This is a genomic window from Spirilliplanes yamanashiensis (assembly GCF_016863475.1).
GTDB classification, from domain to species: Bacteria; Actinomycetota; Actinomycetes; order Mycobacteriales; family Micromonosporaceae; genus Spirilliplanes; species Spirilliplanes yamanashiensis.
Genome location: NZ_BOOY01000022.1, coordinates 145,120 through 152,057 on the forward strand (window position 1 = coordinate 145,120; position 6,938 = coordinate 152,057).

Consider the following 6,938-nt stretch of genomic DNA (forward strand, 5'->3'; position numbering starts at 1 on the left):
ATGCCGATCAGCGACGGAACCATGCTCGGCATGGCGAACCGGTTCACGGTGAAGATCGACCACGGGACGTACGACCTGGGCAGCTGGGCCCAGGTCGACGGCCTGGACGTCAAGTGGGACGTGGTCGAGTACCGGGCCGGCGACGTCGGCAACGAGCGCTGGTACTTCCCGGGCAACACGCACTACTCGGTGCTGAAGCTGACCCGGGCGGCGTCGGCGGAGAGCGCGAAGGTGCGCGAGTGGCTCGACACCACCTCGTTCAAGTACGCCGCGCAGACCGGCAACGTGCGGCTGCTCGACGCGGCCGGCGCCGAGATCATGAAGTGGGACCTGAAGCAGATCATGCCGGTGCGCTGGTCGGTGGCGGGCTTCGAGGCGGGCGCCAGCCGGGTCGCCACGGAGACGCTGGAACTGGCGCACCGCGGGTTCCTCGCCGACGAGATGGCGTTCCCGCGATGAGCACCCTGTCGCCGGCCGCGAAGCTCGGCATGTCGATGCGCTTCCAGGTCACCGTGGACGGCATCGACCTGGGCAGCTGGTCGTCGTGCGCCGGGCTGGCCGTGGACTTCACGCACGTCGTGGTCAAGGAGGGCGCCAACTACGAGCACCCGGTGATCCTGCCGGACCGGGTCGAGTACAAGGCGATCACGCTCAGGCGGGCGATGTCGCAGCCGGAGTCGGCGCAGGTGCAGGCGTGGCTGGCCCAGGTGGTGAGCGGCTGGTACAACGCATCCTCGCCGCGCGACTACGGCCCCCGCACCGCGCACATTCAGCTGTACGACGCGACCTGGCAGGGCCTGGTGTCGTCGTGGACGCTGCGCAACGTGTACCCGGCGCGCTGGTCGGGCCCGGACCTGGACGCGACCGGCACGTCGGTGGCGATCGAGCAGCTCCAGCTCGTGCACGAAGGGTTCCTGTGATGGCGCGCGCGTCGCTGCAGTCGATGATGCCGCCGGCGATGGTCTCGTTCGACCTGAACCCGGAGCAGATCGTCATGTCCCGCACCGCGTCGCTGATGACCCGGCCGAACGCGAGCAGCAACGCCGGCACGCCCGGCGGCGCCAGCGGGTCGATCTTCAAGAAGGCGCCCGCGCCGATGATCACGTTGAACAAGGTGACGTTCCTCGGCGACGACGTGAAGTCGCGCTGCGACCAACTGCTGGGCTGGATGAGCCCGGGCGGCGGCGGCCTGCTCGGCGCGGCGATGCAGCTGGGCGGCGCGGCGCTGAGCGCGGCCACGGGCGGCATGGTGAACCTGATCTCCCGGCCGCCGCTGGTGATGTTCACGTGGGGCTCGTCGTTCCTGTACCAGGGCATCGTCAACACCTGCAACGTCACGTACAGCCGGTTCGCGAAGGACGGCACGCCGGTGCGGGCCGAGGTGACGATCCGCCTGCAGGAGCAGCCGAGCCTGCTGGCGCTGCTGCCGACCAACCCGACGTCGCAGGGCCTGCCGGGCCGCACCGCGCACACCGTGTCGTCGGGCGACTCGCTGGCCCGGATCGCCACCGAGCAGTACGGCAGCCCGGGGCGCTGGCGGCAGATCGCCGACTGCAACAACATCGACGACCCGCTGCGCGTCAAGCCCGGCGACCGCGTCTACCTGCCGAACCCCGGGGAGCTGGCGTGAACCCGCTCGCCGGCGGCGTCGGCACCGTCCGGGCCAACGTCAAGGTGGGGCCGCTGCCGCTGCGGCCGGACGTCGAGCGGCACCTCACCCGCGTCGTCGTCGACACCCACCTGCACCTGCCGGACATGTTCGAGCTGACGTTCCTCGACGAGGAGGGCAACGCGGCCGCGAACGCCGGGCTGTCGATCGGCGCGAAGGTGGAGGTGCACGGCGGCGCCCCCGACTCCACGTCGGCGAGCAAGCTGATCGCAGGCGAGGTCACGTCGATCGAGGCGATCTGCGCGGACCTGCACGTGTACACGGTGGTGCGCGGCTACGAGCAGGCGCACCGGCTCCAGCGTGCCAAGCGCACCCGCACGTTCCTCAACTCGACCGACTCGCAGGCGGTGCGCACCGTCGCCGACGAGGCGGGCGTGCCGGTCGGCACCGTCGACGACACCAGCACCGTCCACGAGCACCTGGCCCAGGTGGCGCAGACCGACTGGGAGTTCATCAAGCAGCGGGCCCGCGAGGTCGGCTACGAGACCGGCGTCGTCGACGGCAAGTTCTTCTTCAAGCGCCCGCCGGGGATGCCGGCCGGGGCGGCGGGCCTGCTGGGCGCCGCCCTGGACGCGGTCGGACTGGGCGACACCCCGACGCTGACGTTCAAGGACAACCTGCTGACGTTCCTGCCGCGGGTGTCGGGGGCGAACCTGACGTCCGAGGTCGAGGTGCGGTTCTGGGACGCCGAGAACGCCGAGCCGGTCAGCGCCACCACGGCCGTCCGCACCGGCACCGCCTCGCTGCCGGACGACCCGGCCGCGCTGGCCGACTCGTTCGGGCTGAGCAACCCGCTGGGCATCCCGCTGCCCGCCATCCCCGGGCTGCTGCCGGACTTCGGGCAGGCGCCCAGCGCGAAGGCGTACGCGGTGGTGAACCGCCCGCTGGCCAGCGGGTCGAACGCGAGCCGGGCCGCGGAGGAGATGGCCAACGGGCTCGCCGAGCACGTGGCCAGCACGTTCGCCGAGGCGGAGGGGTACGCCGTCGGCGACCCGCGGATCCAGGCGGGCAGGAAGGTGACGGTGGCGCACGTCCCGGCCGCCTTCGCCGGGTCGTGGACGGTGACGAACGCGCGGCACATCTTCGACGAGTCGGAGGGCGGCTACCACACCCGGTTCTTCGTCAGCGGCCGGCACGAGCGCTCGCTGCTGGGCCTGGCGTCGCTGGGCGGCACGCAGGGCGAGCCGGCCCGCATCCCGGGCCTGGTCTGCGGCATCGTCACGAACAACACCGACGACGAGGGCCGCGGCCGGGTCAAGGTGGCGCTGCCGTGGCTGTCGCCGGTGTACGAGTCGGACTGGGCGCGGGTGGCGCAGTTCGGGGCGGGCAAGACCTCCGGCGCGCTGTTCACCCCCGAGGTGGGCGACGAGGTGCTGATCGGCTTCGAGTTCGGCGACCCGCGCCGCCCGTACGTCCTGGGTGGACTGCTCAACGCGAACACCGCCTGGGACCTCGGGGCGGACGCCGTCAAGCGGTCCGGGATGACCGGGCAGGTGGTGCAGCGCGGCTTCGTCACCAGCTCCGGCAACCGGCTGACGTTCTCCGACGAGCTGCCCCCGCCGCCCGCCGCGGGCCCGCCGATGAAGAGCGCGTTCGCGCTGGAGAACGCCGACGGGTCGATGGGCGTCGCGGTCGACCAGACCGCCGGCACCGTCACGATCACCTGCGAGCCGAGCCCGCCGGCCAGCCAGGCCGCCACCGGCACCGTCGAGATCGTCTGCGGTCCCGGCGGCAACATCACGATCAAGGCCGGCCAGGGCGGCACGGTCACCATCGACGGCGGCAGCAGTCTCGAACTGACCGCGCTGAACTCGATCAAGATCGAGTCGAAGGCGGGTCCGGTCGAGATCAAGGGCATGCCGATCAAGCTGAACTGAGGCGGCGACCCATGAGTGACTTCATCGGGACCGGGTGGGGATTCCCCACCGGGGTCGGCGGCACCGGCGGCATCGCGCTGGTGCGCGGCGACACCGAGCTGGTGCAGGCCATGCGGCTGATCCTGTCGACGTACCCGGGGGAGCGGCCCATGCGGCCCGACTTCGGCTGCCGGCTGCGCGACTTCGTGTTCCGCGCCGCCACCGACGACACCATCGCCGAGCTGACCGGCGAGGTGCGCCGGGCGCTGCTGCGCTGGGAGCCGCGCGTCGACGTCAAGGGCCTCACCGTGCGCCCCGACGCCGACGACCCGTCCGTGCTCTACATCGAGATCGCGTACGCGTCGAAGGGCACCAACGACCACCGCAACCTGGTCTTCCCCTTCTACACGATCCCCGACGACCCGGAGAGCGACTACTGATGGCCCTGCCCGCGCCCGACCTCGACGACCGCCGGTTCCAGGACCTCGTCAACGACGCCAAGCGGCTCGTCATGCGCCGCTGTCCGGAGTGGACCGACCACAACGTCAGCGACCCCGGCGTCACGCTGATCGAGACGTTCGCGTTCATGACGGACCAGCTGCTGTTCCGGCTGAACCGCGTGCCCGACCGGCTGTACCTGAAGTTCCTCGACCTGATCGGCCTGCACCTGGTGCCGCCGGTGCCCGCCACCGTGCCGGTCACGTTCTGGCTGTCGGCGCCCGCCACGTCGGCGCTGACCGTGGCCGCCGGCACCCGCTCCGGGACGCTGCGCACCGAGACCGCCGAGCCGGTCACGTTCGCCACCCTGGAGGACCTGGCGATCGTGCCGTGCGCGTTGCAGACCGTGCTGGCGGGCGGCGCCGACCGCACCGACGAGCTGACCGGCGGGCGCGCGTTCGCCGCGTTCAGCGAGGAACCGCAGCCCGGCGACGCCCTGTACGTGGGGCTCACCGAGCCGGTGCCGCACTGCGCGGTGCGGCTCGACTTCCGCGGCCACCTCGACGGCGTCGGCGTCGACCCGACCTGGCCGCCGCTGGCCTGGGAGGCGTACGACGGGGCCGGCTGGCGGGAGTGCCTGGTCAGCGGCGACGGCACCGGCGGGCTCAACCGTTCCGGGGCCGTCACCGTGCACCTGCCCGGCGAGCACACCGCGAGCGTGCTGGGCGGGGTGCGCGCCGGCTGGCTGCGCGCCCGCGTCACCGAGGCCGAGCCGGGGCAGCCCGCGTACACGATGACGCCCGTCGTGGCCGGGCTCACCGCCACCACCGTCGGCGGCACCGCCACGAGCGTGCACGCCGACATCATCGTCAACGAGAACCTGGGCGCCACCGAGGGCGTCGCAGGGCAGCGGTTCACCCTGTCGCGCACCCCCGTGCTGCACGTCGGCGTGCCCGTCGAGCTGGAGGTCAGCTCCGACGACGGCTGGCAGGAGTGGACCAGGGTCGACACGTTCGCCGGCTCCGGCCCCGACGACCGGCACTTCACGCTCGACGGGGTCACCGGCACCGTCGCGTTCGGACCGGTGGTGCGCACCCCCGAGGGCGGCCTGCGCCAGTACGGCTGCGTCCCGCCCGCCGACAGCGTCGTGCGGGTGCGGCGCTACTGCGTCGGCGGCGGCGCCCGCGGCAACGTCGCCGCCGGCGCGATCCGCACGCTGCGCTCCTCCATCCCGTTCGTGGCGGGCGTCGAGAACCTGCGGCGGGCCCGGCACGGCGCCGACGGCGAGAGCCTCGACCAGGCCCGCGACCGCGGCCCCATCCTGCTGCGCTCGCGCAGCCGGGCGGTCACCGTCGAGGACTTCGAGACGATCAGCTGCGAGGCCGACCCGTCCGTCGCCCGGGTGCGCTGCCTGCCCGCCGGCAGCGAGGGCGTCGAGCCCGGCGCCGTCAAGGTGCTGGTGGTGCCCACCGCCGCGGCGGCCGACAACGGCAAGCTGGAGCTCGGCGCGCTCGTGCCGTCGCCCGAGACGCTGCAGCGCGTCGCCGACCGGCTCGACGAGGTGCGGCTCATCGGCACCCGCGTCGTCGTCGAGCCGCCGCTGTACCGGGGCATCACCGTCGTCGCCGAACTGGGCGCCCGGCCCGGCGTGAAGGCCGGGCGGGTACAGGCCGACGCCCTCGACGCCCTGTACCGCTTCCTCAACCCGCTCACCGGCGGGCCCGACGGGCGCGGCTGGCCGTTCGGGCGGGCCGTGCATGCCGGCGAGGTGTTCGGCGTGCTGCAGAAGGTGCACGGCGTCGACCTGGTCGACGACGTGCGGCTGTTCGGCGCCAACCCCGTCACCGGCGAACGCGGGTCGCCCGCCGGGCGCGTCGACCTGCCCGCCAACAGCCTCGTCTTCTCCTACGAGCACCAGATCCGGGTGACGCAGCGATGAGGGGCACCGTGCTCGGCCTGGCGTCGCCGTACCCGCTGGTCACCCTGCTGCCCGCCGTGTACCAGGAAGAGGACCCGTTCATCGGCCGGTTCACCGCCGGCCTCGACGACGTCCTCGCGCCCGTCATCGCCACCCTCGACAACCTCGACGCGTACGTCGACCCGCGGCTGGCCCCCACCGACTTCCTGGAGTGGCTGGCGGGCTGGGTCGGCGTCACCGTCGACGAGCACGTGCCCGAGCACCTGCACCGGCAGACCGTCGCCCGGGCCGCCGAGCTGCACCGCCTGCGCGGCACCGTGAGCGGGCTGCGCACCGCCCTGGAACTGCTCACCGGCGGCGAGGTCGACGTCGCCGACAGCGGCGGCACCGCCGTCTCCGACCGTCCCGGCGGGGCCGCGCCCGGCGACCCCCGGCCCTGGTTGCGGGTGCGCGTCCGCGTCCCCGCCGACACCGCGTGGTCGCTGCCCGCGCTGCACGCCGCGGTCGAGGCCGCCGTCGTCGCCGCGAAGCCCGCGCACGTTCAGCACAGCGTGGAGGTTCTCACATGATCGTCTGCAAGTCGTGCGGCTTCAAGAACAGCGGCGCCGACTCGTTCTGCGGATCCTGCGGCGCGTTCCTGGAGTGGACCGGCGAGAAGGTCGCCGCGCCCGCCCCGGCGCCCCGGCCGGAGCCGGAACCCGAGCCGGAGCAGCCGAAGCGGGGGCTGCTCGCCCGCGTCCAGGGTCTGCTGTACGCCGACGTGGGCCACCGCGACCCGATCGCCCGGCCGAGCGGGCCGGGCGGGATGCGGCCGGGCGGGGCGCCGGGCGCGCCGGGGGCGCCCCGGCCGCCGGGTGCGCCGGGGGGCTTCGGTTCGGGCGTCAAGCCGGCGGGCTCCCCGCCGCCACCGCCGCCGGGTGGGCGGCCGGCCGTGCCGCCACCTCCGCCTCCGCCGCCGGGTGGGGGCGGGCGTCCCGCGGTGCCGCCGCCTCCACCGCCGGGCGGGCGTCCCGCGGTGCCGCCGCCTCCACCGCCGGGCGGGCGTCCCGCGGTGCCG

The 6,938-nt window shown here is 73.8% G+C and carries 7 protein-coding genes and 1 pseudogene; all 8 read left to right on the top strand.

Annotated elements, in window-relative coordinates:
* Positions 1 to 459 carry a phage tail protein gene (locus Sya03_RS15260; protein WP_203938943.1) on the top strand — a complete coding sequence of 153 codons (459 nt, stop codon included), beginning with the start codon at positions 1 to 3 and terminating at the stop codon, positions 457 to 459.
* Complete coding sequence (locus Sya03_RS15265) at positions 456 to 920, top strand: phage tail protein (protein WP_203938944.1); 465 nt, start codon at positions 456 to 458, stop codon at positions 918 to 920. The genes Sya03_RS15260 and Sya03_RS15265 overlap by 4 nt, the downstream gene beginning before the upstream one ends.
* On the top strand, positions 920 to 1,630 hold the full coding sequence (locus Sya03_RS15270; protein ID WP_203938945.1) for a CIS tube protein: 711 nt from the start codon (positions 920 to 922) through the stop codon (positions 1,628 to 1,630). Before Sya03_RS15265 ends, Sya03_RS15270 begins: the two co-directional genes overlap by 1 nt.
* Positions 1,627 to 3,546 (top strand): phage baseplate assembly protein V, encoded by a 1,920-nt coding sequence (locus Sya03_RS15275; RefSeq protein WP_203938946.1) that lies wholly within the window; start codon positions 1,627 to 1,629, stop codon positions 3,544 to 3,546. Before Sya03_RS15270 ends, Sya03_RS15275 begins: the two co-directional genes overlap by 4 nt.
* A gap of 11 nt (positions 3,547 to 3,557) precedes the next feature.
* Positions 3,558 to 3,965, top strand: coding sequence for a GPW/gp25 family protein (locus Sya03_RS15280; RefSeq protein WP_203938947.1), 408 nt, complete (start codon positions 3,558 to 3,560; stop codon positions 3,963 to 3,965).
* The gene (locus Sya03_RS15285) at positions 3,965 to 5,902 is read left to right on the top strand and encodes a putative baseplate assembly protein (RefSeq protein WP_203938948.1); all 1,938 of its coding nucleotides are present in this window, start codon (positions 3,965 to 3,967) and stop codon (positions 5,900 to 5,902) included. The genes Sya03_RS15280 and Sya03_RS15285 overlap by 1 nt, the downstream gene beginning before the upstream one ends.
* Complete coding sequence (locus Sya03_RS15290; RefSeq protein WP_203938949.1) at positions 5,899 to 6,450, top strand: phage tail protein; 552 nt, start codon at positions 5,899 to 5,901, stop codon at positions 6,448 to 6,450. Before Sya03_RS15285 ends, Sya03_RS15290 begins: the two co-directional genes overlap by 4 nt.
* Positions 6,447 to 6,938 (top strand): annotated as a pseudogene (locus tag Sya03_RS15295) (hypothetical protein); the annotation flags it as partial. The gene Sya03_RS15290 and the pseudogene Sya03_RS15295, both read left to right, overlap by 4 nt.

Excerpts from the sequence above, each read along its gene's own strand:
- Sya03_RS15260 (WP_203938943.1), top strand. The coding sequence starts at position 1 with ATGCCGATCAGCGACGGAACCATGCTCGGCATGGCGAACCGGTTCACG.
- Sya03_RS15290 (WP_203938949.1), top strand. The coding sequence starts at position 5,899 with ATGAGGGGCACCGTGCTCGGCCTGGCGTCGCCGTACCCGCTGGTCACC.
- Sya03_RS15270 (WP_203938945.1), top strand. The coding sequence starts at position 920 with ATGGCGCGCGCGTCGCTGCAGTCGATGATGCCGCCGGCGATGGTCTCG.
- Sya03_RS15265 (WP_203938944.1), top strand. The coding sequence starts at position 456 with ATGAGCACCCTGTCGCCGGCCGCGAAGCTCGGCATGTCGATGCGCTTC.
- Sya03_RS15280 (WP_203938947.1), top strand. The coding sequence starts at position 3,558 with ATGAGTGACTTCATCGGGACCGGGTGGGGATTCCCCACCGGGGTCGGC.
- Sya03_RS15285 (WP_203938948.1), top strand. The coding sequence starts at position 3,965 with ATGGCCCTGCCCGCGCCCGACCTCGACGACCGCCGGTTCCAGGACCTC.